At 34.0% G+C, this 21079-nt stretch carries 26 protein-coding genes; 9 read left to right on the top strand and 17 right to left on the bottom strand.

Annotation, left to right across the window (positions count from 1 at the left end; all coding sequences use genetic code 11):
- Window positions 1-214 precede the first annotated feature (214 nt).
- The 6 genes from ACQKN4_RS04055 to ACQKN4_RS04030 form a co-directional block, all read right to left on the bottom strand.
- Window positions 215-1321 carry a hypothetical protein gene (locus ACQKN4_RS04055; protein ID WP_427482427.1) on the bottom strand — a complete coding sequence of 369 codons (1107 nt, stop codon included), beginning with the start codon at window positions 1319-1321 and terminating at the stop codon, window positions 215-217.
- Between the two features lie 11 nt (window positions 1322-1332).
- A complete protein-coding gene (locus tag ACQKN4_RS04050) occupies window positions 1333-2649 on the bottom strand; it encodes an SPFH domain-containing protein (RefSeq protein WP_079563231.1) in 1317 nt (438 codons plus the stop codon).
- A gap of 317 nt (window positions 2650-2966) precedes the next feature.
- Window positions 2967-3341 (bottom strand): DUF423 domain-containing protein, encoded by a 375-nt coding sequence (locus ACQKN4_RS04045; RefSeq protein WP_079563230.1) that lies wholly within the window; start codon window positions 3339-3341, stop codon window positions 2967-2969.
- Window positions 3342-3352: 11 nt separating this feature from the next.
- Window positions 3353-3778, bottom strand: a complete 426-nt coding sequence (locus tag ACQKN4_RS04040) for an acyl-CoA thioesterase (protein WP_079563229.1) — start codon at window positions 3776-3778, stop codon at window positions 3353-3355.
- A 166-nt stretch (window positions 3779-3944) separates the two neighbouring features.
- Window positions 3945-4556, bottom strand: coding sequence for a hypothetical protein (locus tag ACQKN4_RS04035; protein WP_079563228.1), 612 nt, complete (start codon window positions 4554-4556; stop codon window positions 3945-3947).
- 1453 nt (window positions 4557-6009) lie between these two features.
- Window positions 6010-6786 (bottom strand): copper amine oxidase N-terminal domain-containing protein, encoded by a 777-nt coding sequence (locus ACQKN4_RS04030; RefSeq protein WP_079563227.1) that lies wholly within the window; start codon window positions 6784-6786, stop codon window positions 6010-6012.
- Window positions 6787-7144: 358 nt separating this feature from the next.
- Between ACQKN4_RS04030 and ACQKN4_RS04025 the strand changes: the two genes are divergently transcribed.
- The 5 genes from ACQKN4_RS04025 to ACQKN4_RS04005 all read left to right on the top strand — a co-directional run bounded on the left by ACQKN4_RS04025 (window position 7145) and on the right by ACQKN4_RS04005 (window position 9581).
- Window positions 7145-7342, top strand: coding sequence for a hypothetical protein (locus ACQKN4_RS04025; protein WP_079563226.1), 198 nt, complete (start codon window positions 7145-7147; stop codon window positions 7340-7342).
- A gap of 88 nt (window positions 7343-7430) precedes the next feature.
- On the top strand, window positions 7431-8342 hold the full coding sequence (locus tag ACQKN4_RS04020; protein ID WP_079563225.1) for a copper amine oxidase N-terminal domain-containing protein: 912 nt from the start codon (window positions 7431-7433) through the stop codon (window positions 8340-8342).
- Between the two features lie 192 nt (window positions 8343-8534).
- The gene (locus tag ACQKN4_RS04015) at window positions 8535-9056 is read left to right on the top strand and encodes a GNAT family N-acetyltransferase (protein WP_427482424.1); all 522 of its coding nucleotides are present in this window, start codon (window positions 8535-8537) and stop codon (window positions 9054-9056) included.
- 190 nt (window positions 9057-9246) lie between these two features.
- A complete protein-coding gene (locus tag ACQKN4_RS04010; protein ID WP_368483758.1) occupies window positions 9247-9348 on the top strand; it encodes a DUF1232 domain-containing protein in 102 nt (33 codons plus the stop codon).
- A gap of 50 nt (window positions 9349-9398) precedes the next feature.
- Window positions 9399-9581 (top strand): hypothetical protein, encoded by a 183-nt coding sequence (locus ACQKN4_RS04005; RefSeq protein ID WP_427482422.1) that lies wholly within the window; start codon window positions 9399-9401, stop codon window positions 9579-9581.
- Window positions 9582-9827: 246 nt separating this feature from the next.
- On the opposite strand, the gene ACQKN4_RS04000 is transcribed toward ACQKN4_RS04005, so the two are convergent.
- On the bottom strand, window positions 9828-10031 hold the full coding sequence (locus ACQKN4_RS04000; RefSeq protein WP_079563224.1) for a hypothetical protein: 204 nt from the start codon (window positions 10029-10031) through the stop codon (window positions 9828-9830).
- 215 nt (window positions 10032-10246) lie between these two features.
- The gene (locus tag ACQKN4_RS03995; RefSeq protein WP_427482420.1) at window positions 10247-10615 is read right to left on the bottom strand and encodes a VOC family protein; all 369 of its coding nucleotides are present in this window, start codon (window positions 10613-10615) and stop codon (window positions 10247-10249) included.
- Between the two features lie 240 nt (window positions 10616-10855).
- Between ACQKN4_RS03995 and ACQKN4_RS03990 the strand changes: the two genes are divergently transcribed.
- Window positions 10856-11032 (top strand): hypothetical protein, encoded by a 177-nt coding sequence (locus tag ACQKN4_RS03990; protein WP_427482419.1) that lies wholly within the window; start codon window positions 10856-10858, stop codon window positions 11030-11032.
- Between the two features lies 1 nt (window position 11033).
- Here the strand turns inward: ACQKN4_RS03990 and ACQKN4_RS03985 are convergent, their stop codons facing one another.
- Entirely contained in the window at window positions 11034-11285 is a 252-nt protein-coding gene (locus ACQKN4_RS03985) for a hypothetical protein (protein ID WP_427482417.1), read from the bottom strand.
- 247 nt (window positions 11286-11532) lie between these two features.
- On the opposite strand from ACQKN4_RS03985, the gene ACQKN4_RS03980 reads away from it, so the two are divergent.
- Window positions 11533-11694: a hypothetical protein gene (locus ACQKN4_RS03980; RefSeq protein ID WP_170939042.1), complete on the top strand. Its 162-nt coding sequence runs from the start codon at window positions 11533-11535 to the stop codon at window positions 11692-11694.
- A gap of 733 nt (window positions 11695-12427) precedes the next feature.
- On the opposite strand, the gene ACQKN4_RS03975 is transcribed toward ACQKN4_RS03980, so the two are convergent.
- The 5 genes from ACQKN4_RS03975 to ACQKN4_RS03955 form a co-directional block, all read right to left on the bottom strand.
- Window positions 12428-13246 carry a phosphoenolpyruvate hydrolase family protein gene (locus tag ACQKN4_RS03975; protein WP_427482415.1) on the bottom strand — a complete coding sequence of 273 codons (819 nt, stop codon included), beginning with the start codon at window positions 13244-13246 and terminating at the stop codon, window positions 12428-12430.
- On the bottom strand, window positions 13212-14471 hold the full coding sequence (locus ACQKN4_RS03970) for a Tm-1-like ATP-binding domain-containing protein (protein WP_427482413.1): 1260 nt from the start codon (window positions 14469-14471) through the stop codon (window positions 13212-13214). The genes ACQKN4_RS03975 and ACQKN4_RS03970 overlap by 35 nt, the downstream gene beginning before the upstream one ends.
- Window positions 14472-14745: 274 nt before the next feature.
- Entirely contained in the window at window positions 14746-15966 is a 1221-nt protein-coding gene (locus ACQKN4_RS03965) for a phosphoenolpyruvate hydrolase family protein (protein WP_427482411.1), read from the bottom strand.
- Between the two features lie 146 nt (window positions 15967-16112).
- On the bottom strand, window positions 16113-16682 hold the full coding sequence (locus ACQKN4_RS03960; RefSeq protein ID WP_079563217.1) for a histidine phosphatase family protein: 570 nt from the start codon (window positions 16680-16682) through the stop codon (window positions 16113-16115).
- A gap of 77 nt (window positions 16683-16759) precedes the next feature.
- Window positions 16760-17245, bottom strand: coding sequence for an Lrp/AsnC family transcriptional regulator (locus ACQKN4_RS03955; RefSeq protein WP_079563216.1), 486 nt, complete (start codon window positions 17243-17245; stop codon window positions 16760-16762).
- Window positions 17246-17459: 214 nt separating this feature from the next.
- Here ACQKN4_RS03955 and ACQKN4_RS03950 point away from each other — a divergent pair, with 214 nt between their 5' ends.
- Window positions 17460-18401 (top strand): DMT family transporter, encoded by a 942-nt coding sequence (locus tag ACQKN4_RS03950; RefSeq protein ID WP_079563273.1) that lies wholly within the window; start codon window positions 17460-17462, stop codon window positions 18399-18401.
- Here the strand turns inward: ACQKN4_RS03950 and ACQKN4_RS03945 are convergent.
- Both ACQKN4_RS03945 and ACQKN4_RS03940 read right to left on the bottom strand, forming a co-directional pair.
- Window positions 18393-18566 carry a hypothetical protein gene (locus ACQKN4_RS03945; protein WP_170939041.1) on the bottom strand — a complete coding sequence of 58 codons (174 nt, stop codon included), beginning with the start codon at window positions 18564-18566 and terminating at the stop codon, window positions 18393-18395. The two genes, ACQKN4_RS03950 and ACQKN4_RS03945, sit on opposite strands and share 9 nt — an antisense overlap.
- A 156-nt stretch (window positions 18567-18722) precedes the next feature.
- Window positions 18723-19343, bottom strand: coding sequence for a hypothetical protein (locus ACQKN4_RS03940; RefSeq protein ID WP_079563215.1), 621 nt, complete (start codon window positions 19341-19343; stop codon window positions 18723-18725).
- Window positions 19344-19564: 221 nt separating this feature from the next.
- Here ACQKN4_RS03940 and ACQKN4_RS03935 point away from each other — a divergent pair, with 221 nt between their 5' ends.
- The gene (locus ACQKN4_RS03935; protein WP_079563214.1) at window positions 19565-20023 is read left to right on the top strand and encodes a putative iron-sulfur cluster-binding metallochaperone; all 459 of its coding nucleotides are present in this window, start codon (window positions 19565-19567) and stop codon (window positions 20021-20023) included.
- 68 nt (window positions 20024-20091) lie between these two features.
- Here ACQKN4_RS03935 and ACQKN4_RS03930 read toward each other — a convergent pair whose 3' ends face one another.
- A complete protein-coding gene (locus ACQKN4_RS03930) occupies window positions 20092-20901 on the bottom strand; it encodes a hypothetical protein (RefSeq protein WP_427482408.1) in 810 nt (269 codons plus the stop codon).
- Window positions 20902-21079: the final 178 nt, after the last annotated feature.

The following is a 21079-nucleotide window of genomic DNA, read 5'->3' as shown; positions in this document are numbered from 1 at the left end:
TCCCTTAGAATTTCTTCCTATAATAATTTATGCAACTATCGGAAGTGAAAGCCGTGATAACTAGAAGTTTTCATCCTATTTCCTACAACGATTCAGCCGTTCACCCATTTATTTTTTGTGCTGACGCATTCACTACTAAATCAATTATTTCCTGAAAGTAGATAAAAGCAGCATTCCAACGTATGGATTAACCCTACAGGAATACTGCTCATAACTATTCTGACATAAAGAAATACCAAATAATCGCAATCGTGATTAATGATACGATAACTGCAATTGTTACACGAAGTGGTGAAATCGGGGCATCTCCACCTACTCGACCTGTCTGTCCATTCACCATAAATCGATAAACCTTTTCTTTGTAGCGGAATGAAGAAAGCCAAATTGGTAACATTAGATATTTATATGTAATATCATCATGCGTTGTTGAGAAATGTAAACTAGATACTACGTCCGCATTATGTTCCCAACGTATTTTTGAAGTAATTTGTGCCTCCAGATGATCTGAAATTTCCCTCTTCGCTTGACTCCATCCGTCCTGTAAACCAATACTGTATCGTTCTGATAAAAAGCCTGATACATATTCTGGTTTATAAGCTTTATTGTTGAGTAAATTAAAAGGTTCTATTTTTCTCATCATATTTCGATCATAACGGGCTGTTGCACTAATTAAATGATCATCAATAAATTCCTGATAAAAACCACTTGTGGAATACCAATCTGTTTCAGTTCGGGTATTTCCCTCTTTATCTGTAACTGTTCGATGTCTACCGTACCTTGCAGAATACCTTGAGCTTGTTTTAGTATCAAAAGTCCAATATGGAAGATAAACTCCGTTAAATGAATCAGGCTTAGCACTTTCTTTTGCTGCTTTTGGTGTAAACCATTTCCCCTTAATCCAACTTTGAAAGTTCTCTCCTGCTTGCTTATCTGTTATTTCAAATGCACATACCCCGTTCGGTGCTAGTGTATTTTTAGCACTTGCCTCCATAACTTGATTAGAACCACAATACGGGCAACTATCGGCTACCTGTAACGCATCATAAATTGTTTCTGCCGCACAGGATTTACAAATAACTGTTTTTTTCTCAACACCCCAGTTGAAATTTCCAAGTTCTTCAGCCATTGCAAAATCCATTTCCTGGGCAACTTTTTCCTCTTGCTTTTCTGGGTCTGCAATTTCAGTCTCATAGCCACAATATGGACACGTAAGCTTTCCAGAGGCGGGATTAAATTCAATAGATGCACTGCATGATGGACACTCAGCGTCAAAATCAAGCTTTACTTGTTTAATATTTTCAGCATCTTGCGTTGGCATCATTAGTCATCCCCTTACTTAACATCATTCTCATCAAACACATCGCCACACTCAGGACAGAACTTTGGTGGGTTCGCAGGGTCTTCTGGCTGCCACCCACATTTATCGCAAACGTATTGTAATGCTCCTGAAGGTTTTTTAGCACCACAATCCCCACAGAATTTGCCTTTGTTGACAGCACCACATGTACAAGCCCATCCTTCTTCTGCAGGTTTTGGTGTCCCACAATTTGAGCAGAATTTACCAGTGTTTTCGTTGCCACATGCACATTTCCATGCATCTGAGTTCGTCGCTGTTTGTTGTTGCTGGGCTACCTGTTTATTTTGCTCATTCATTTGGTAAAGCTGTCCTGCATTAACACCACCTGCTTGAGCTGCCATGTTCATACCCATAAATCCTGCCATAGCTCCGCCATCATTTTTAGATGCTGCAATCATTGCTTCCGCCTGAGCACCCGTTAAATGAGCCGCTGCCATACCTGGATCACGCATCACTGCATTTCTTTGTAGTTGTTTAATCATTGCTTCATCTTCTTCAGATGCTTTTAAAGAACTTATGCCAAATGATACAACTGCTAAACCACGTGTTGCTAGCCATTTCTCTGATAACACTTTATTTAGGGCATCTGCTAGAGCTACAGTATGAGCCGGAATTTCGCTATAGCGAACCCCGCTTGCTGAAATATGTGCGAAAGCCGGCTGTAACGCAGTCATCAGCTCCGTTTTTAATTGACTATCGATGGCATCTCTTGTAAATTCACGCTCTACGTTTCCACAAACATTCGTATAGAATAATAATGGATCTACAATTTTATATGAATATTCGCCATGACAACGAATAGCAATATCAATATCTAGGCCGATATTACGGTCGATCACACGGAAAGGAACCGGTGCTGGTGTCCCATATTTATTACCTACGATTTCTTTTTTATTGAAATAGTACACACGCTGATCCTTTGCAGGTTCTCCTCCAAAAGTGAAGCGTTTACCAATCTGCTTGAATGTTTCCATAATACCTTCAGACAAATCACTGCCATACATAATCGAAGGCTCCGTTGATGTATCATAAACATACTCCCCAGACTCAGCAGAGAACTCCACTACTTTCCCTTGCTCGACAATCATCATACATTGCCCTTCATTTATAGCAATAATAGAGCCATTACTAATAATATTGTCATTACCTTTATTTGACCCTCGTTTAGAAGTACGTTTAAAACCTTTTGCCACAAGAACATCAGCGGACAGTGATTCACAATAGAAATATTCACGCCATTGATCTTCTAAAACACCTGCTAATGCGCCAACTCCTGCTTTTAATAAACCCATATTTATTCCCACCTTCAACTTATATACTTAAGACTTATTTTACCATATCAAATATGCCTCGACATAATTGCGTCTGCAGGCTTTATACCCACACAACGCTTGTCACTCAGGTATTTTCTCAGACGTGAAGTGCTCAACCTGAATTCCTGTATTTCAGCGGATGTTTGAGCAACCGTTGAAATAAGCTAGAATGCTAAAATAATCTAATCATTATGTAATACGCTTAAATAGACCAATTTGTTTCATTTTTTTACTTCTTTATAAAAAATGAGATAGCTCCATAGGAACTACCTCACTCTTATTTATAGTGTATATGCCTAAGAAAATGCGGAAATAGCCACAAGCACCCAGGCAATGATAAATAGCAGACCACCGATTGGGGTAATCGCACCAAGCTTTTTCACACCTGTAACCGCTAATACATATAAACTACCCGAGAAAAACACTATACCTGCAAACATTAAATAACCTGCCCAAGAAAGCATACTAGAAGCTCCTAAAAGAGCATCACTCGATAAAATACCAAGCCCCAGTAAACCTAATGAATGGTACATATGATACTGCACTGCAGTTTCCCAAATGGCTGCGTAGTGTGGTGACGCAAATTTATCTTTTAATGCATGTGCTCCAAAAGCGCCTAGCACGACACCAAGACATGCCATAATTGCACCTATCGCTAATAATAGTTCCATATATGTTTCTCCTATTTCGTCTCGCGTGCGATTTCTTTGTATTTCGCATCCCATACCGGATCAATTTTACTTAAGGACACCGGACGTAACGTATCTTTTTGCGCTAGAATATGTACGGACTGAGCAGTAGCTGCAATCGTGCCATCTTCATGTAAAATTTCATAGCCATATGTTGTACGTAGACGATCGTGCTTTTCCACCCATGTACGGACCGTTGCCACTTGTCCATAATGCATTGCTGCCTTATAAGAAATGGATAAATCCATCACTGGCGATACATAACCATCTTTTTCTAACTCTGCATACTCAAAGCCTGCATCGTTGACTAACTGTGAACGACCTATCTCCATCCAAATAATATAGTTCGCATGATACACCACGCCCATTTGGTCGGTCTCAGCATATCGAATTTCAATTTGTTTCTCACTTACAAACATTTTCTTCACCTCGTCCACCATTATAGCGTAAAAATATTGATTTGGCGGGGTTTTTGCATTTTAGATATTAAAAAAATAGTGTTATCCTTTAATACCCGTTATACATTACTTATTTGGGATACAAATTGGGGTACACAACAGAGATGAGTGTCTTCAAAAGGTGAATCTATCTAATTATTTGTTCGAATGTTTCACCATTAATTGTAAAAACGGCTTTTAATGGTTTGCCATCATTCTCTGTTTCAGATGGTAAAGATGCTAAAAAGTGCAACACTCCAGTTTGTAATGGCTCAATATAAGTAATATTTGAATAAGTGAAGTCTTTACCCCCATTTTCTTCTAGCGTAGAAAATGTTGTATATTCATATTTATCATCGTAAATAATTTTTAGACTTACAAAATCACTTGCAACTTTCCCGGAAGTTTGTAAACTTTTCACGGTAATAACACTGTCTAAATACACTTGATTTGGTTCTTTATTTTCATAGTATGTGTAGAAATCACCTGGATTTGGCGGATTAATAACTTGACCAAAATTATTGCTATTCAAAGTGATTTCCGCAAAATCATTAACAACCATCACTTCACCTAATTTTATTTGGGTTGGGGCTTTTGATTCTTCAGGTTTTGTATTTCCCTCTTTTTTAGACACTTTTTGATTTGCTTCTTCAGAATCTTCTTCTTGGTTTTTGACAGGTTCAGAAGCACTTTTTTCTTCTGAGTTACCGCAAGCAACTAAGAACAAAGACATGCATAATAACACTAAAAATTTCTTCATTATATATTCCTCCTCAACCATAAATATACATAAATAATAGAGAGATTTCTATTACTATTTTCATACCTTTACATTTTTCTCACCCCTGCCAATGAAAGAACCCCCCCGAATGGGGGTGTTAGACATAATTAAATTACGTAATGTGAATGTTCTATCTCTGATTTTTACGTCGTTCAAGCTCAGAAAACATTTTAGAAACTATTTTATGAGAATATAGTTCATTGTTTAATGCACCTTGAATAGCAAAATAATATAATTGAACATCTCTTTTTGTCATTTCATTAACTGCTCTACTCCACCACTCGCCAAGATTATTGATTGTGGGGAGTAAGATTATAATACTCGGAGAAGTTTAAAATTGCTTTTAAACACTTTTCATTTGGGTATTTCGATAGTACTCCCTCCTATTGAGAGTAACATCGACCTCAAAACTATACGTTAAAATTTACTTTGATAAATGAAATGAGTGGACGCTATTCAAGTTTATGTCATGTTTAAGTTGCAGCCTAGAAGCTTTATTTTCTTGAGACATTTTAATCTTTAGTAGACCTAATTAATTTAATCGTGTATTTGCTTTTGCGGCGCTCATTTTTACTTCATGTTCTTTTAGTAATGTGTAAAGACACTTTTAATTCTTCTTCAACATAAGTCGGCAAATGATTTGTTGGAACACCATACTGATTTATTCGCTACTTGAAGCATTCGGAATTTGAATGACCTCGACACACGCAAAATCTCTCAAGTGTGTTTGATGCCGATTAAAATTCCTGTAGCTATAGACAACTCTTTGATAGCAAAAGATGCTACATGTTTTACATTTGTTCCTTTTGATACATCTGTTACATTTACAGTTTTATTAGTTAGCAATGAATTGTCGAATAAAAGTTAATTTTAATTTATTTCGTTCACTAACACTGCAGTATTCGGAGCAACGATTGCTTCAATTCCCACGGCTTTGTAACTAACTAGAAATTGGTCGGTTTTGAATGTATCAGAATTAAAAACAAATTCCCCGTTTTCATCCAAAACTGGTGATTAGGTGATATCATAATGGAATTTTACGTCCCTTGCATCGCTTGGCATATCTGGTTCAGGTTTATAATCCTCTGGAATTTCAGTTGTTGCATATCTAAAATAAAGTTGTATGTCGTTGCCATTTATTTTTTCAAAAGGTCATACGTATTTCCTTGCGTCCTCATACCATCAAAATAAGTCGTTTCCTTTTCTTTATCGGTAAGGGGCAGATAAGGTACGGCAGCTTTTGCTAATTCAACCCCTTATCAATTACCCCATCATTTGCTCGATGACACTAACAAATTATCCGTCTTCAAACGAAACTAAACAACCAGTCGCCTGCTATATAGCGACAACTGGCTGTAAAAAGTTGTTTTCTTACTGTCTCAAAAACGACAGTCAATGACCTAAGATGAAAGCGTAGTTAGTAAACAAAATTCTATGGCCTGTATGGAACAAATTTTTCTTCAAGAGAACCCACTAGCCATTGATTATTTCTCTTTGTAAGTAAAACATACTGTACCAATTCTCCTCCAGATACATAAACCTTACGACTGATCCTCATATTCGTGTCTTTTGGATAAGAATAATAACCTCCATTTTCGGACATATCCGTAAAGGTTAAGTTTCTCATAATAATTAAATTAATCATTTCATCCGTGAAGTATGGCTTTAAATACTGCCTTTTTTGAGAGATGTTTGAAACATTTTTTACTTTTGCAATGGCTTCATCCAGCAGCTTATAGCCGTCCTTATAGAACAGTGGTTGAGCATAAACAGTAACCCCATAAACCCCATACGGGTCTGAATATAAGTAAGCCAACCGTTCACTTTTATCCCAGTATGTTGTACCCCCTAATGCATCACCTATATATCTTATCGGTAAAAAAATGCTTCCATTTTCTAAAAGTAACGATACATCCATTTGAAGTTGCTCATTATTGACTTTTAGTATCTTAGAGCCAAGTGTCAGTTTGATCACTTTCTTGTCTTTGATTAAAGTGGCTGTTTTTGTTGCCTTATCCCAACTTACTTCCGCTTGTATCTTTTCACCAACAGCTCGAATAGGTGCGTAAAGTCTTCCGTTTACCACTTTACCATTATAAATCCCATATTTATTTTCACTTGCATATACAGTACTATTCCCTGTACCGAAGTGGAATGTTGCTATAACTACTATTAAACAACAAACTACTAACCTTTTTATTTTACCCACACTTCACTCATTCCAATCTTTCATTATTATTCTATTAATTGATATTAATAGCATCCTTATTATACGTATTTTATCCATTATTAACTATTCGAAAATAATTCATGTGAATATAGTACTACAAAGAAATCTTGGCCGCGAAGGTCGGTCATTCCCAAATATTTAAGATTTTATTAATACTAAAGGAAGAAACAGTTACTCGACCTCCTCTATAAAAACCGAATTAAATAGAATCGCGAATACTCATTAAGCTGTAGAGTGTAACGGACACTGAGGCTATTTCCAATTCCTCTAACAATCGAAAAATAGGTTATTTGTGATACAATTGAATAAATTTGTAAATTATACGGGGGTTTCATAAATGCAAGAAAATCAAAGATTCGCCTTAATCGCTTCTTTATTTGCATTAATTGGTTTACCTACTATTTTTCTAACAATATCCTTGTACACAGGTGTATGGCGGTTTTTTATAATTAGTATTGCACCTGCGTTAACTGTTGGTTTAACAGGGCTAATTCTTACAATGCAGAAAATCAAAAAAGATAAGCGATTGGCTTAACGATTTTCGTACTATCCAGAGTGCTTGTGATAAAACTATTAAAACGACATGACATTTGGCAAATACTAAAAGATTGGGGAAATACAAAATGAAGAAATCTATGTCAGGCTTACTTCTGGCTTTAAGTTTAGGGTTATTCAATTATCCACATGCAAGTGCAGGACCGCTAGTTAAGTCAGAAGAGAATGTTAGACCAATAGAAGTTGTTGCGAATGGTGAATTTATCAAGATGGATGTACATCCTCTGATGGATAATAACCATCTATTTGTCCCGATCCGAGTGCTTTCATCTCTTGGTCTTTCCTATAGTTATAACCCTAAGACTGAAGTCGCCACAGTTCAAAATAAAGATGGAGATTATTTGAAAATAAATACGAATAGCAAAACCGCCTATAAAAATGGGAAAGCTATACAAATGGATATACCTGCTCAAAATAGCAATGGCCACATTCTCGTTCCTATACGATTCGTCTCTGAATCCTTGGGATACAACGTTCAATTTGAATCCATTCGCAAATTTGTTTTTGTGAACTCAAAGGACTATGCGTTTGATCCAAAATTACTGAATCAGAATGACCTTCAAGCAGCACGTAAAGCGGCTATCGCATCACCAATCAACACTGAGTTCAAAACACTTGGTACATTAGATGGTTATCGTTTACATGAATATACGTTCCCTTTAGGAAGAGCAGACACTTACTATTTAAATGATGGGATTTTTACATTTGTGCAAATCAAAGATGGGAAAGCAATAGCCATTGGACAGTTATTTCGAGAACGAAGAGAGCCATCTCGAGCAGCAGGGAATGTTTCACCCGAAATGAATTTAGATACAGACCCGATCATAGAACCATATAACCACGGTAATGTGTTCTTTTCTGAAAATAATGATGGTACGGCTACAGCAGGTTACATCGATGATAAAAATAAATGGGTAGGAATTAACACAAAAATGAATATATATTCTGATATCATACAGAAACTTCCCGACCACAGATAAAGAGATTGATTTAGGCAGAAAAAAAACTTGTCTATTTACTTTTTTTATACAAAAACTTAGAAACTTGGACCATTTTATATTGGCACATTAAACAAATTTATCATTTTTAACATCTCATCATATAGTTCAGTAAGTATTAGACTAATTTTGCTATTTTAAGATATACTAGTATTTTTGAAAGGGGTACATATTTTGGATATTAACAAAATACACATCAGAAAAATGACTGATAATGATTATGGTTTAATGGCTAAATGGTTGAGTACGAGAGAAGTTTTAGAATTTTACGGGGATATTAATTCACCATTTTCAATAGAACAAGTAAGGAAAAAATATGAACCACGCGTTCGTGGTGAAATTCTAGTTCTCCCCTTCATTGTTGAGTTAGACGATTCCCCAATAGGATTTATGCAATACTATAAACTTCAAGCAGAAGAATTAAAAGAATTAGGCTATTTAAATAATGAAGTGGTTTTTGGAATTGATCAATTTATCGGTAATCCTAACCTATTTAATAAAGGCTATGGAACAATTATGGTTTGTAAATTTATTGAACTCATTATTAATATAACAGACGCTGAAATTATAATAGTAGACCCTGAATTTTCTAACGAAAGAGCTATTAGATGTTACGAAAAATGCGGGTTTACAAAAGTTAAAACAATTAATAATGAAAGTGCTTTGCTAATGGAATTTATAAATACTGAAATCTAACCTATATATTATCATTGGATCTACAGTAAGTATTTCTCTTCCCGATGTATTTTTATGATATATACTTTCTAGCAATGGGAGAAGATTTTTCAATAAGAAGAAATTTACTATCAAAGTTTAAAGCCTTTGCTAAAAAATTAAAACAAAATTCATTTGTACTTTACTTGTCTTATAAAGATCCAAGAACCCCATGATATGCAAACCTTGTGGCTATGCTTATAGTTGCTTATGCTTTTGCCCAATAGATTTAATTCCAGATTTTATTCCTATTCTAGGGTTCTTGATGATTTGATAATTGTACCATTTGAAATTATCTTCGCTTTAAAATTAATTCCACGACATGTGATTGATGATCATAAAGCAGCTGCAGAAAAGTTAAAACAATCTGGAAAACCAAAGAATTGGTTTGTTGGTATTCTTTTTATTATTATTTGGGTTATCATTGCATTTTGGATTAGTAAAATTATTTTCCATCATATTATAGGCTGTTTTCTCAAAGATTGTCTTGAAGAATCGAAAAATTAAACTAAAGCACCTTAGTTGAAGATAATTTAACTCTCTTTAACGTTTATAACTAGTTCCCCAAATAATTTATCATTAAAATATATTTCTAATTTCCATAATCCACTTGTAGGGAACACCATATTCGATGGGATATGGGGATATGGGAATCTGCACCGTTATTAGGTCAAACCTCGATAATCAAGGTTTCTTAATCTTAGAAGAATTAATTAGTGAAAATCTAAATAAAAATTTCTTTGGGTTTGTCTACTACATTCTCATAATATCAATCATTCTCATAATATCATCGGATATAACTAATAAAAATACTAAGACACTAGTGACGATGGCATATTTCTTTGCTTTTGTATCAGCATTATTGAAGGTAACAATAATTGTTTGCAAGCTAAAAAAAACAACTAATGACCATAAGAGTGGTTCAATGATTAAACCAAATAAACCTTCTATTGCCACTAAAATAACCTTCTTTCATTAGAGTCATTTTTTACTCTTAAATATACATAATCTGTGCGGAGATTTGCTCCTTCTTTAGGTCTTACCTTCGCTTTTATTCCACCTTATGCCGTATACTCTAACGTTTCCGTTGAACGAAATACACCTGTATTTATAAAATCCCATTCATAATCACTTACATCTTCAGAGTAAACTCTAGCGAGTTCGTCAAATGGTTACATATTTTCAAATTGGAGATACTCTAAAATATTTCCGAAGGGGTCTCTGAAACTAATATATTTTCCTGGAGGACAATTAGTTGGTTCATCTACAATAAATTCCACATCTTTATCTTTTAAGAATTTAACCGTTTCATAAATATCTTCAGTTCTCAATCCTAATAAAACTCCTGTAATTTTATTATCTTGCTTAAAGGTTGTATTATCGTTTGCCTCTAAAATAATTGGTAACTCTCCGTGTACAAGTGATGCAATATTAGGTCCATACTGCTTATTTAATTCAAAACCTAAAGTATTAGTATAAAAGTCAATTGCTTTGTTTAAATTGGGCACGTAAATACTTATAATACAAACCTGATTCTCCATATCATCCCACCTATCCTTAGTATTACTGTGAATATTCTACACGCATTTATGAGAACCCTTTATTTTGAAAAATTTCAAAAAACAGAGTTCATTCTACACATCTTGTAGATTAGATCTGTCTCTTTGTTTTAATAGCAACAATCTTTGAGAAAACAGCCTATTTAAAGGATTGTTCAGCAAGACTGCCTGACTATATGATCATTTTAAATTCTATCAATCCGACTAATAGGAGGTATCAGGATGACGCTAAAGATTGTTAAAACTCTTTTAGCTATCTTTCTTGTGTTCATGTATTATTTGGGCTTTTGGTCAGCTAGCTCTACTCAAAAAATTGTTCTTTTCTTTATTATGATTCTCTTTATTTATGAAGTAGGTGTAGAAACTGGTAAGCGGAATTGTGAAACTAAGAAGTCTTAGGTTACTTTCTTTTATTTTTTCCAATTTTCTCGTTACCACGTTTAAAATTACCTGTAATTTTAGCTAACAATAACTGTACTGCTGTTAGATTGTCTTCAACTTCTTTGATTCTTGCGATAAGACGCTCAGCCTCCCTATCCTTTACAATTTTTATTTGTTTACCTTCGTATGCTATTACTACCGTCCCTTTTTTCGTTATTTGATAAGCAAATGGTTCTTCGCTTAATCTGTTTCGTTTATCTATTTCGCTCACAACACCATCTCCCTAAATGTTTTAGTTTCAAATAGTATATTCAAAAAACCTGTTGGTTCACTCGATAATATTTTCTTCTCAATATGTATATGGTGTATGAAATAATGTATTAATTGCAAACTGATCAATTATCCCTTTGCTTAATGTCTGAGCTGTAGCGTGTGACGACGGTGCGGCATTTTCTATTTTGTTCAGAAAATGTTTATACCTAAATGTTAACCTACTATTAGAAAGGTAGGTGGGATTAATGTTAGAACCAATGGAATTTCTAATTAATCAAATACTAGAGAAACATGATGTAAAAAATGAAAATTTAGCCAAAGCACTTATAGAAATTTTTGATGCTTATTACAAACTTTCTCAACAAAAATCTGTTGTAGACTTTGTGCTAAAAGATGGATTACATTAAAATCGTACATTAATCATTGCTGCAAGAGTCACATCTAGAATGCTGACTTTTGCAGACCCTCTTTCTAAAAATCATTATTCATATTGTTCAAAAATAAATCGAATATTAAAAAGTGTATCTAACAAACTTTATGATTCATGAATTATTAACAAGAAACAATTACCAATTACTTTCGTCCTTTAATAATAAGGGGGAGATGTTCTATGTTCGGTTTTCTTAATCTGGGAAGCCTAGTACTTGGTGTAATAGCAATACTGTTACCAATTTGTAGTATTTTGAGTACTAATAAGAAAGTCCACAATTATAGATTAATCTTTTGCACTTTAAGTTTCAGTGCTTGTGCTATATCGATAAGTTTCCAATTATTATATAATAACCATCTTGTTAAGATTGAGGATTGGTATGCTCTTATGGATACAACTAGTAGTTCAGTATTTGCTGTAACCATCTTACTAATCAGCACGATTCTATTAAATACACTAACAATAATTATTAATCGTGACAAAACAGTTAAAAACTATCCGCATTGAAGCAGACTATGCTAAGAAAAAGCGCAACAAAGATACCAAAAAATAATAAATTTAAAATAAAAAGCGATCAAAAAACGAATCCAATTTGAACAATCTTTTTTCAAATTGGATTCGTCTTATTTATTTAGATTATTTAAATCAAACTTTGCTTCAATGTCATAACCGGTACTTTGTATCTTCTTCTGATATGAAAATACTTTCAATTATAAACCTTTGAAAGCTTCAGTTTGTTCCTTTATTCCTTTTTCTGCAGCAAATCTCTCAATACTAGAAGCACCAAAGAATCCAACAATCCCATCTACTCTTTCAATAACATAAGCAGCATCTTCTGGTTCTGCAATTGGACCTCCATGACAAATTGCTAATATATCAGGATTTATAGACTTACCAGCATTAATAATTTTTTGAATTCGATCGACACAGTCATCTAGAGTTAATGCAGTTTGTGCACCAATCGTTCCTTTTGTTGTTAATCCCATATGGGCCACTAAAATATCTGCACCCGCTTCATCCATTTTCTTTGCTTGCTCTTCATCGAAGACATAAGGTGTCGTTAGTAAGTCTAATTCATTAGCCTTTCTAATCATATCTACTTCTAAATCATAGCCCATCCCAGTTTCCTCTAGATTTTGACGAAATACACCGTCAATTAACCCGACTGTAGGAAAGTTTTGAACCCCACTAAACCCTTGTTCTTTCAGCTGCTTTAAGAAAACTTCCATCACTTTAAAAGGATCTGTTCCATTAACACCAGCTAGTACTGGAGTATCTTTTACAACTGGTAATACTTCATTACCCATTTCCACAACAATTTGATTGGCATCACCATAAGATAATAACCCAGCTAGGGAACCACGACCAGCCATTCTATAACGGCCAGAATTATAGACAATTAACATGTCAGCTCCACCGGCTTCACTACTTTTAGCTGTAATTCCTGTACCAGCTCCAACACCTAACAGAATATTACCTTTTTTAATTTCTTCTTTAAAACGATTCAATAGTTCTTGTCTCTTTGACATTATTGCTATCCCTCTCTTTATTTTCTATTAATTCAATCAATTTTTCCGCTGCAGCTAGTGCAAACTCTTCACTATTAATATCCGCATTGATTTCAATCATTTCCACTTTACTTTGGTCAACATTTTCTCTTAATGTATCAAATAACATTCTATCTTCTTCTAAACCATAAAAAGGTTGCCCTTCAACATCTAGACCAGATAGCCCTCCTAGCGGTAAAAATAATGCTGTGTATCCTTTTGCTAAAGCTAATTTTTCTGCAATTACTTCACCTATTTGTTTGTTCTCTTCAACGGATGTGCGCATCAAAGTAACTGTTGGATTATGCTTATAAAATTTTCGACCTTTAAATTTATCAGGGACAGAGTCGAATGGACCGAAGTTAACCATATCTATTGCACCCACCGATACAACTTGAGGAATTTGTTTTCGTGAAGCTGCTTCTAAACGATTCGGTCCAGCTTTTAATATACCGCCAATTAACTCATCAGCCCATTCAGTGGTCGTTATGTCAAGGACACCATCTATAAATCCATTAGCTATTAAATTCTCCATTGTACGACCACCAACACCTGTTGCATGAAATATTAATACTTCATATCCTTTAGCTTCCAAAAAATCTTTAGCCTGATTAATACAAAGTGTTGTTAGTCCAAACATAGTTGCAGCAATCAGTGGCTTTTTTTTCACGATCGTTTTATTGTCAAAATTCAGCATACCTGCAATCGCAAATACTGCATTCGTAAATATTTTTGTCGAAATTATATTTAAACCAGCAACGTCTACTACGGATGGAATCATAATGATGTCACTAGTACCTACATACGGCTCCGTATTACCAGAAGCAACTGTAGAAACCATCACTTTTGGAACACCTATTGGTAGTGCTCCCATACCAGTTGTTACGATAGATGACCCTCCAGTACCTCCAAAGGAAAGTACACCGTCGAATTTACCTTCTTCATACAGTTTCGGCAAAAGCACTTCCATCCCCTTCGCAAGAACTGCGGTTGCATTTGCTCGATCTCTCTTTGTCGCAATGTCCTGTATATCTTCTGCAGCTGCAGCTGCTACTTCAACATTTGATACGTCAGGCTCAAATGCTGGATTAAAAACACCAGTATGAATCGTAAAAGTATTGAAACCTAAAGATTCAATCAACTCTTTTACATACAAATATTCTTTTCCTTTTGAATCAAATGTTCCAGCCAAAGCAATTGTTTTCATATCATCTCTCTCCCTTCTAGATCTTTAAATCGTCAAAATAATCATATAAGAAAGCGATTACATTTATTACTCCATTCCATAATAACGTTTTCTTTTAGGAGAGTTAATGTGCTTTTGTTCTATAAAATTGTCTCTTTGTTATATTATCAATTATGCTTTGGCTTAATCGCGTCTGGAATCGGCTTTGTGCTTAGGCCTGCACGAGGGCCAACACGATGTCGATCATTTCAGTAATGCCATAGGACGTGGCGTTCTTAGACTGAGTTCCTCTATTTCAGCGGGTGTCCAAACACCTACTGAAAGAAGTTAAATAGTTTTTAGGTGACACACATTTATATTTTTTGAATATTTTACTAAATTGAGTGTAATCCGGATAACCTACCATTTCAGCAATATTATTTAGCGGTATTTTTTCAAATTTCAGTATTTCGATAGCGCGATTAAGCCGAAAATTAATAAGATATTCAGTAAATGAAATACCCATTTCTTTTTTAAATAATGTACTTAAATAAGAGCGAGACAAACTTAATATTTCGGCCACTTCATTCAACGAAATTTCGTCCATATAATGTAAGCTGATATACTTCTTTGTAAAATTAATATAATCCTCTTGGCTTCCTAAACCATCAGTAATTTTACTGATTAATTCATCCAACTTAAAATCGTTCGTCTGCTTAAATGATTTCGTAATATGTATAAGTGCTTGTTCATTTGGAATCCTTTCAAAAACGGAACCTCCGATGTACCCCATAATAGTAGTATCATCGTACATATACTGAACATCTATTGGCTTATTAACCGGACCTCCATAAATCATGTTAATAATGTTTGGATTCAGTTCATTACATCTATTAATAATAGTTACAGCCATCCTTTTGGCAGCATGTAAAGATAAAATCTTTTTAGCGCCTAGTGATCCCCCATTCGTTAAACCTAAGTGAACACAAATAATATCTGCCCCCGCTTCTACCATACTTATAGCTTGCTCCTCGTTAAATACAAAAGCTACTGTAAACAAACCTTTTTCACTAGCGATGCGAATTGCTTCTATCTCTTTTTCATATGTAATTCCTTGTTCTTCTAAAGCTTCCCTAAAAAGCCCATCTATCAGACCAATACTTGGATAATTATTAATACCTGCAAATCCTTTCTTCTGAATCAAATCGATATAGCTATCTAATTCAATTGTTGGATCTGTTGCACATAAACCAAAACAAACTGGAATTTTTTTAATCGTAGGAATAATCTCTTTGCATGCAAAATCCATTACAACATCATTACTATTGGCATACGGTAAAAAACCTGCTAATGAGCTTACCCCCATTAATCTAAACCGCCCTGAATTTAGCGCAAGAATAAAATCAGCGCCACCTTGTTCTGCATATTTAGCTGTCATTCCAGAACCTGCTGCAACACCTAAAATATATTTATTTTTATTTATTTGTTTGTTCATATAATTTTTTATTTCAAACTTCTGATTTAGTTTGTCATCCATTTAATTTTCACCCCTACTAACATTGTTTAGTCTTCAGTTATTTTAATCATTCTTCTCTTTTAGAGTAATAAACATTATCTCTACTACCAAAGCTATACTTACTGATTTCCTAACTTTATAAGGTGAATTACTTCAACAACCTCTCCCTATATCTCCCATAACCTTTTTACATCGACCAATTCTTGCCCATTGAATTCCATTCTGTATATGTCTGGCTTTGTTGTCTGTAATAAAAAGTTCAAATCATATCTACTATCATAAAACCCCATCATTAACGTCATTACAGCCCCATGTGTGCCAATTACTACTTTCTGACCTGGATATACGTTTACTATTTCTTCTAAAATTTTAATAGCACGTTTCTGACAGTCAGCATTTGACTCGCCTCCCTCTAAAGCATAGGTTGGGTCAGAAAATGACTTTTGTAAAAAAGGGAATAATTCCTCGTCAGAGATTCGCTTATCTCCTGCAATAAATAGTTGCTCTTTTAGATCTTCAAATATAATAACCTCTTTTTCTATTTGATTAGCTACTTCCTGAACAGTTTGGATTGAACGACTATACGGGCTTGAAATAACAGTATCAATGCCTTCTTTTTGTAAAATATCAGTTATTCGTCGAGCGTCTAACCTACCTTTTTCAGTCAATTCTCTCGTTCTCTCATTCCCGTCTTTTGGTGAATCTCCATGTCGCACCATATATATGAATGTTTTCATAATGCCTCCTAAAATTGAGTTTTGACCTAAATCATTTTTGGGACGAAGCTAAATATACATATTGTTCTGAAGAACTTCTACTGTTTATCTTCTGATATCGGTAAGACTGTAGAATATTTAATTTCTCTTAATGATAAGTTAGTTTGAATACGGGATATGCCCATTCTATTTAATTTTCTAATAAAGCTATCTAATTCTTTTCGGTCTCTAACAATGACCTTTAAAAGATAATCATACTCTCCTGTTAAACAATGACATTCTAATATTTCGGTCATTGTTTTCAAGGTATTTTCCAAATCTTCTAATTCCTTAGCTTGGTGAATATTAGTACTCATGAAAACATAGCACAGTAAATCGAATCCAAGTTTCTCAGGATTTAAAATGGCAACTTGTTTGTCAATAAATCCTTCACTTTCTAAACGTTTTATCCTTGTGTGGGTTGCCGGCGGAGACAAATTCACCCGTCTCGCTATCTCTGCATTACTTATCTGAACCTCTTTCTGCAAAATATCTAGTATTTGAGTATCAACACGATCTAATAATTTTCTTTCCACATCTCTCATACTTTTTTCTCTCCTTTTTTTATTCGAAATTTCAACCATATTCGACATCTATTTTTAATTTTATTCTGCAAAATTTCATTTTTCTTTTTATTGTTTTGATTTTTAGCATTCTTACAAAATATTATACTGTTAAAACAGTAAAAGTGTTATGATTCTTTTATTAAATATGTAAGTTGATTGTACGTAAAACAATCAAAGGAGAGATAGTGATTTGATGAATATCTATGTTTTATTAATGCTTTTAACCAGTTTGCTTTGGGGCGGCAATTTTGTAGTGGGCAAATCTCTTGTGGAACATGCCTCCCCCTTAACATTGACGAGCTTAAGGTGGCTCATTGCCATTGCAGCCCTTCTTCCAATGGTATGGTGGAAAGAGAAAAAACTTCTTCCCTCTCGAGCTGCCCTTCTCCCTTTATTTTTAATGGGCATTTCAGGTGTGGTATTGTTCAATATCTTTCAATTTTTAGCATTAGAAAGAACTACGTCGACAAATGTTGGTCTCATTTCAACATTAAATACAATTTCTATTGCGTTTTTTTCATTTATTTTTCTAAATGAAAAAATGAATAAACTTCAAGCACTTTCAATGCTAGTTTCGTTGTTTGGTGTGCATCTCGTACTTTCAAAGGGGAATATCGATTTTTTATTGTCTTTTCATTTTAATTTGGGTGATTTATGGATGATTGCAGCTGTATGTGTATGGGGAATTTATTCCGTTTGTAGTAAATGGGCAATGAAGACTACTTCGCCACTAATGTCTACTTTGTATTCAGGAATATTCGGACTTCTTGTACTATTACCGTTTAACCTTAAGGATTTTACCATTTCCAATGTTAATCATTCATTTATTCTTTCTCTTTTATATACTGGGCTTATCTCCACGGTTGTTTGTATGGTACTTTGGAGTATTGGTATTCAAAAATTAGGGGCTACAACATCCGGTGTTTTCCTTAATTTCAATCCGATTTTCACGGCACTTTTAGCGTTTTTATTTTTAGGAGAAAGCATTTCTTGGACTCAAGGGATTGGAGGGTTGATTGTTATTTTAGGATGTTATTTATTTTCACATTTTAAGTCAAACACAACCAATTTGAATACATGCCTTTCAAATAAAAAAATGTCAACAAAATATGTTGACACTCATAAATTACAATGAATTATATTTTTTCACTTGTAAAGGAATAGATAGTACATATAAATCTACAGCATATGTAATAATCGTAATCCCTTTACCTTCTTCAGTAAATTTTGCTTGAAGAAAACGTTCCGAAACTTTTCTTTTCCCCCATCTTTTAGGGAACCATTCAAATCCTAATAACATATAATTTATCACCTTTTAGTATTTTCTTTTATAAGAATGTTATTTTCATATAGACTATTACATTAAGACTAAGTTGATTCTACACATTTTGTAGAATAACTTGGTTCCTTTTAATATTATAGTATTTGTCTTTTTAAGAAGATATAAAAACAGAAGTTATTTCTTTACATTATTGGTCCATAAAATTCTGTATAAAAGTGCAAACTCAGCTTCTTCAATACCCGCGGGTAATTCACCATTTTCGCTTCCAACAAACCTCAATTTATCTTTTGTAGTACCTACCCACGCCGCTAAATAAATAGGTTTATTTTTCTCTAAAGTAACTTTTTCACTTACTAGCTTACTGAAAGATGAAGATGTCATGTTATTAGAATAATTAGTTGTAGCAAACCCAGAAGGTATACCACTTATCAGTTGTAAAGAATGGTCCTTGTCATTAATGTTATTTATTCCAAAAGAAACGATGCAATCTTCAAACTTTGTTTGTGGTTCATTCGAAGTACTTAGCGACTCTTCTTTAAGTTTACCGTTTTCATACACCTCTACGGTAAATTGTAAATCATCATCTTCCTTCAAATTGCCTTCCAACTTAAAAAATGCAATTTGCTCTACACCTGTTTTACTAATGAGTAATTCTTCTTTTTCACTCATCTTATATGGCTCAATGGTTAATTTCGTATTTGATATTGATTTTTCGTTTTCTTTTTCTACACCCACGCACCCCGTTAACAACAAAGTAAAAATTATAAACAAACTACCGCTTATAAAGTTTCGCATTTTTCACTCTCCTGATAAAAATCAATTTTTAACTAATTATTTCAAATTTCTTCTATTTTTTCAATAATCTCGTGTTCACTGTCTTGTTGATAAAGAAGCAATTCCTTTACCCCTATACCTTCTTATATGGTTTATACTTTAAGGTATATTAAGAGTTTTAACCAACATCTTGCTATTAAAACTTTAGTAGCAGAAAATAAATCGTACGAGGTGAATCAAAGATGGGAAATTGTTGTAGTAGCCCTAAAAAAAATAATATTAATAACACTATTATTTGTCCGTCTTGTAAAAATAAAGCTAAAAATATACAACTAATAACAATAAAATCATTGCTTAAACCATCTGTATTAGGAACAATAAATGCTATGGAAAATCACTATTTTTGTTCTACGGTAGATTGTCATGTCGTTTATTTTGATACGAGTAATAAGGAGTACACTCTTCCTGATATAAAGATAACTGTGCATCAAAAGGATGACTCATTAAGTACACCTGTTTGTTATTGTTTTGATTGGACTAAAGACAAAATTAAACACTATGTAGAAAATGAATTGACGCCAAATCCATTAGATCATATTCGTGCAAATATTAAAGAAAACCGTTGTGGCTGCGAGATAAACAATCCTCAAGGTAGTTGTTGTTTAGGGAATGTTACGAAATATATGAAAGATCTAGCCTAAATAAAAAGGAGTCCTAAAATCCTAGTAAAACAGGGGTTTTAGGACCTTTTTATTGCTCGTGAAAATTGTTAATCAATTAATTGATTATACTTTTCTGTAGGGAAATCAACCCCTAGTTCTTCCATTTGTTTTTTTGCATTCTCAATTAATTTTGTTGCTTCTTTTTTAGTTTCATCATCCAAATTCGCGAATCTTCCGCCTTTTTCTTTATGGGTTGGAAGGGTTACTCCTAGGTCTTTTAGTTTTTTATTCGCTTCCTCTTGAGTTAAAGAACCCCCTTTAACTTGCTTCATAATTTCTTGTATCTTTGTTTTTGTTTCATCATCTAAATTGGCGAATTGTTCGCCTTTTCCAATATGGGTTGGAAGGGTTACTCCTAGGTCTTTCAGTTTTGTATCCGCTTCTTCCTGAGTTAAGGCACCTTCTTTAACTTGCTTCATAATTTCTTGTGCCTGTGTTTTTGTTTCACCATCTAAATTGGCGAATTGTTCGCCTTTTCCAATATGGGTTGGAAGGGTTACTCCAAGATCTTTCAGTTTTGTATTCGCTTCCTCTTGAGTTAAGGCACCTTCTTTAAGCTGTTTCATAATCTCTTGTACTTGTGTTCTTGTTTCGTCGTCTAAATTAGCGAATTTATCGCCTTTTCCATTATATTTTGAAGATAATGACACCCCTAAATTAGCTAGTTCAGTCTTTAGGTTGTTTAAAATTTCATCAACTTTTTGTTGTGTTTCAGCATCCAAATTTTTGTATTTATCTACATTTACTGTTTCCTTTTGATTTGTAGCTGCAAGAGTTGGAACAGTTGTACCGCCAATTATCCCTATTGATAAAGCTCCTGTCATAGCATAAATCGAAATCTTACTTCTTATTTTCATTCTTATTCACTCCTTGAATTAGTGTAACGGGGTGTTTGCCCCTAAGCTTAGATTTAACCAAGCTGTATCTACACTATATCGATGAAGTGTGTCAGCTGTATGTCAAAAGAACAGAAATTTTAAAAAACGTATTATCATTGCCTCCTCCTCTTTCTTATGTTTTCTATAACGGTATTAT

It is taken from the genome of Lysinibacillus sp. NPDC093692, from assembly GCF_050280125.1.
GTDB lineage: Bacteria > Bacillota > Bacilli > Bacillales_A > Planococcaceae > Lysinibacillus.
Note: the sequence above shows the minus strand (reverse complement) of the source record. Positions and strands in the feature narration are given on the sequence as shown.

Coding starts and splice junctions, on each gene's coding strand:
- ACQKN4_RS03955 (WP_079563216.1), bottom strand. CDS start 17,245: ATGAGAGATGTGGAAAGAAAATTATTAGATCGTGTTGATACTCAAATA.
- ACQKN4_RS03935 (WP_079563214.1), top strand. CDS start 19,565: ATGGGAAATTGTTGTAGTAGCCCTAAAAAAAATAATATTAATAACACT.
- ACQKN4_RS04025 (WP_079563226.1), top strand. CDS start 7,145: ATGCAAGAAAATCAAAGATTCGCCTTAATCGCTTCTTTATTTGCATTA.
- ACQKN4_RS03960 (WP_079563217.1), bottom strand. CDS start 16,682: ATGAAAACATTCATATATATGGTGCGACATGGAGATTCACCAAAAGAC.
- ACQKN4_RS04035 (WP_079563228.1), bottom strand. CDS start 4,556: ATGAAGAAATTTTTAGTGTTATTATGCATGTCTTTGTTCTTAGTTGCT.
- ACQKN4_RS03945 (WP_170939041.1), bottom strand. CDS start 18,566: ATGTTATTAGGATTTGAATGGTTCCCTAAAAGATGGGGGAAAAGAAAA.
- ACQKN4_RS03970 (WP_427482413.1), bottom strand. CDS start 14,471: ATGAAAACAATTGCTTTGGCTGGAACATTTGATTCAAAAGGAAAAGAA.
- ACQKN4_RS03995 (WP_427482420.1), bottom strand. CDS start 10,615: ATGGAGAATCAGGTTTGTATTATAAGTATTTACGTGCCCAATTTAAAC.
- ACQKN4_RS03940 (WP_079563215.1), bottom strand. CDS start 19,343: ATGCGAAACTTTATAAGCGGTAGTTTGTTTATAATTTTTACTTTGTTG.
- ACQKN4_RS03965 (WP_427482411.1), bottom strand. CDS start 15,966: ATGGATGACAAACTAAATCAGAAGTTTGAAATAAAAAATTATATGAAC.
- ACQKN4_RS03930 (WP_427482408.1), bottom strand. CDS start 20,901: ATGAAAATAAGAAGTAAGATTTCGATTTATGCTATGACAGGAGCTTTA.
- ACQKN4_RS03950 (WP_079563273.1), top strand. CDS start 17,460: ATGAATATCTATGTTTTATTAATGCTTTTAACCAGTTTGCTTTGGGGC.
- ACQKN4_RS04020 (WP_079563225.1), top strand. CDS start 7,431: ATGAAGAAATCTATGTCAGGCTTACTTCTGGCTTTAAGTTTAGGGTTA.
- ACQKN4_RS04045 (WP_079563230.1), bottom strand. CDS start 3,341: ATGGAACTATTATTAGCGATAGGTGCAATTATGGCATGTCTTGGTGTC.
- ACQKN4_RS03975 (WP_427482415.1), bottom strand. CDS start 13,246: ATGTCAAAGAGACAAGAACTATTGAATCGTTTTAAAGAAGAAATTAAA.
- ACQKN4_RS04010 (WP_368483758.1), top strand. CDS start 9,247: ATGATATGCAAACCTTGTGGCTATGCTTATAGTTGCTTATGCTTTTGC.
- ACQKN4_RS03980 (WP_170939042.1), top strand. CDS start 11,533: ATGTTAGAACCAATGGAATTTCTAATTAATCAAATACTAGAGAAACAT.
- ACQKN4_RS03990 (WP_427482419.1), top strand. CDS start 10,856: ATGACGCTAAAGATTGTTAAAACTCTTTTAGCTATCTTTCTTGTGTTC.
- ACQKN4_RS04055 (WP_427482427.1), bottom strand. CDS start 1,321: ATGATGCCAACGCAAGATGCTGAAAATATTAAACAAGTAAAGCTTGAT.
- ACQKN4_RS04040 (WP_079563229.1), bottom strand. CDS start 3,778: ATGTTTGTAAGTGAGAAACAAATTGAAATTCGATATGCTGAGACCGAC.
- ACQKN4_RS04050 (WP_079563231.1), bottom strand. CDS start 2,649: ATGGGTTTATTAAAAGCAGGAGTTGGCGCATTAGCAGGTGTTTTAGAA.